The sequence below is a fragment of the Synechococcus sp. genome, from assembly GCF_982614295.1.
On the sequence record NZ_CEXBMR010000006.1, the window covers coordinates 1 to 2,589 of the forward strand.

Sequence of the window (2,589 nt, forward strand, 5' to 3'; positions counted from 1 at the left end):
CGGCGCAGTTGTGCCATTGAACAAGCGGCGGCAACACTTCGCCCCAGCCAATATCACCAGCCTGGTTACTTAATTTCAGCAACCATCCGCGTTGTTCGATTGTTGTGCCATGGGCGTTTTTGAGGGGCTGGGCTAAGCGGTAGCGCAAGGGCCGCCACTCCAAAATTAAGAAAGTTGAACTGCTCAACGGCCTAAAAATAAGGGCCCGAGGGCTAATCCCAGCGCCAAACCCAAACCATTGAGCGCTTGAAAGCGCAGGGCTAAAAATTTGCAGCCGATGATCCTTTCCGGCTGGTTGTGCTGCCGCTGCAGCAAGTGAATTAGAGAAAGCGCAGGTGCTAAGCCGATCAGCCCCAAGAAGGCGGAAGCTGGCCAGATCCCCCTAAGGATTGGCAACCATTGCAAAGCAAAACAAGCAACCACAAACCAAGGCACCAATGCGGCCGCTTTGGCACTACCAAGCTGCACCACCGGTGAATTTTTGCCATTTTTAGCGTCTTCCTCCACCTGATGGAAATGGGAGCAAAACAGCACCAGGCTGGTGGCAACCGCAGGGCCAGCCCCCAGCTCTAGGGCCATGCGCCAGGGGATTGCAGCGCCATCAAACACACCCGCAGGGGCAAGGGCAATTAGGGCAGCTGCGCTTGCTAAAGGTCCAAAGGCAAGCCAGCAAAGCGGTTCCCCTAGGCCGCGATAACTGAGCCGAAACGGGGGGCCTTGATACAAATAACCGATGCCGCAGCAGGCTAAAACCAGCAGCAGTACCGCCCCTTGGCTCTGTTGTGCCACCAATGCCATTAGGGCTAAACCAAGCACCAAGCAGCAGTTCGCAGCAACGGCCACCCGATCACGTCGGCCGCTCAGATTCACTACCGAATGGGGTTTTCCTTTGCTATCAACACCGGTATCAGCATCAAAAACATCGTTGCTGAGGTTTTCCCAGGCCAGCAAAAGCACTGCTGCTAATAAAAATAAAATTAATTGTTCCCAGCGGGGCTTTAATTCCAGCCCCTGCAGCGCCCCTGCCGCCAATAGGGCAGGCATCACCGCAACGGAATACATGGGCCATTTGATCGCCGCCTGCCAGAGGGCGTAACGGCTTGCAACAACCTTGGGCTCAGCCATGGGGCGCCGGGGCAATAGTTAGCTTTAGACCCATACATTTGAGCAGTAGCAGGAACGGCAGCGTTGCTGAATTCCACTTTCATTGATCTGCTGGCGCAGGCAAGCAAGCAAGCTGCTGGCTTAGAGGATGGCGGCGTGCTCAGTTTGGCCTTGCCGCTGGCACCATTAGACCCCCTTAAAGCCCTGGCGGCCTTGCCCGGTGGTGATCGTTTTCGGATGCTCTGGGATGGAGCACCTGGTTTTTGTTTTGCTGCTTCTGGTCTTGCCCAACATCTGGAATTAAGCGGTCCGCGCCGTTTTGAATTAGCCCAACGCTTCTGCCAGCTAAGCCTTTCCCGGCTTGGAGCTGAGGCCATCAGCGGGCCGGCCTTAGCTCGGCCGCGGGTATTACTAGCGTTTTCATTTTTTGATTCGCCTTTACAAAATGGCCGCTCCTTATTGCCGGGAGTGCGGGCTGTGTTGCCCCGTTGGCAATTGAGTCGTCAGGGGCAACAGGCTTGGTTGCGCTTGCAAAGACCCCTTGGTGGTGAGGTAACGCCGCGATATGTGGCAGAGGAGTTGTGGGATATGGCTCAGCACCTTGAGCGGGCGGATTGGTGTTTGCCGCTTGCCACAATCCCGAAGGTTCTTAGCAAATCTCCTTGGCAGCAGGCTTATCGCGGCGCTATGGATCAAGCCCTTGATCTGGTGGAACGGGGGGAATTGCGCAAGTTGGTATTAGCGGTGCGGCAACACTTACAGCTAGATGGCCCTTTGGAGCCGCAGTTGTTATTAGCTGGTTTACGTAAACACCAAGCTGGCAGTTGTCGTTTCCTTTGGGGGGAGGCTGATGGCAGTGTTTTGGTGGGAGCTTCACCGGAGCGCTTGCTCGCTGTGCGCAAAGGGGAGTTGCGTTGTGATGCGTTAGCGGGAACGGCCGGCCAGGGGGAACCAGCCCAGGCTTTGCTGCATTCCAGCAAAGATCTCCATGAACATGAGTTGGTGGTTGGAGCAATTAGAGCGGTATTGCAACAACAGGGGTTGAGCCCAAATAGTTTGAGAGCGCCAAGGCTGGCGCGCCATGGCCCATTGCGTCATCTCCACACTCCAATAAGTGCAACCCTTTCCGGCCAGCATCCCCTGGCCCTCGCCGAGGCGTTGCATCCCACCCCAGCAGTGGCAGGTTTACCCCGCAAAGAAGCAATGGCCTGGTTGCGCAGCCTGGAACCCTTTGAAAGGGGTGCCTATGCCGCTCCAATCGGTTGGATTGATAGTGCCGGTGATGCCGAGTTGCGGGTGGCGATCCGCAGTGGTGTGTTGCGGGGGCAACAGTTGGAACTCACCGCAGGAGCTGGCTTGGTGCGGGGCTCAGAACCTCAACGGGAATTGGCGGAAGTGGCGCTCAAGCTTGAGGTTTTACAGCAACAGCTCAGCCTTGCTGGAGATCAGTTTTCAACAGTTGCTGCTGGGTGAGATCTGCAAGAG

2 protein-coding genes and 1 pseudogene are annotated in these 2,589 nt (G+C 56.2%); 1 reads left to right on the forward strand and 2 read right to left on the reverse strand.

Features of this window, described 5'->3' with window-relative positions:
• Positions 1–187 (reverse strand): annotated as a pseudogene (locus AC2JC8_RS01820) (o-succinylbenzoate synthase); the annotation flags it as partial.
• Entirely contained in the window at positions 184–1,125 is a 942-nt protein-coding gene (gene menA, locus AC2JC8_RS01825; RefSeq protein WP_484400952.1) for a 2-carboxy-1,4-naphthoquinone phytyltransferase, read from the reverse strand. The pseudogene AC2JC8_RS01820 and the gene menA, both read right to left, overlap by 4 nt.
• A 63-nt stretch (positions 1,126–1,188) precedes the next feature.
• On the opposite strand from menA, the gene AC2JC8_RS01830 reads away from it, so the two are divergent.
• Positions 1,189–2,577 carry an isochorismate synthase gene (locus AC2JC8_RS01830; RefSeq protein WP_484594094.1) on the forward strand — a complete coding sequence of 463 codons (1,389 nt, stop codon included), beginning with the start codon at positions 1,189–1,191 and terminating at the stop codon, positions 2,575–2,577.
• Positions 2,578–2,589 lie beyond the last annotated feature (12 nt).

What these genes read in the sequence shown, in the direction of transcription:
- menA (WP_484400952.1), bottom strand. Translation starts at nt 1,125, where the DNA reads ATGGCTGAGCCCAAGGTTGTTGCAAGCCGTTACGCCCTCTGGCAGGCG.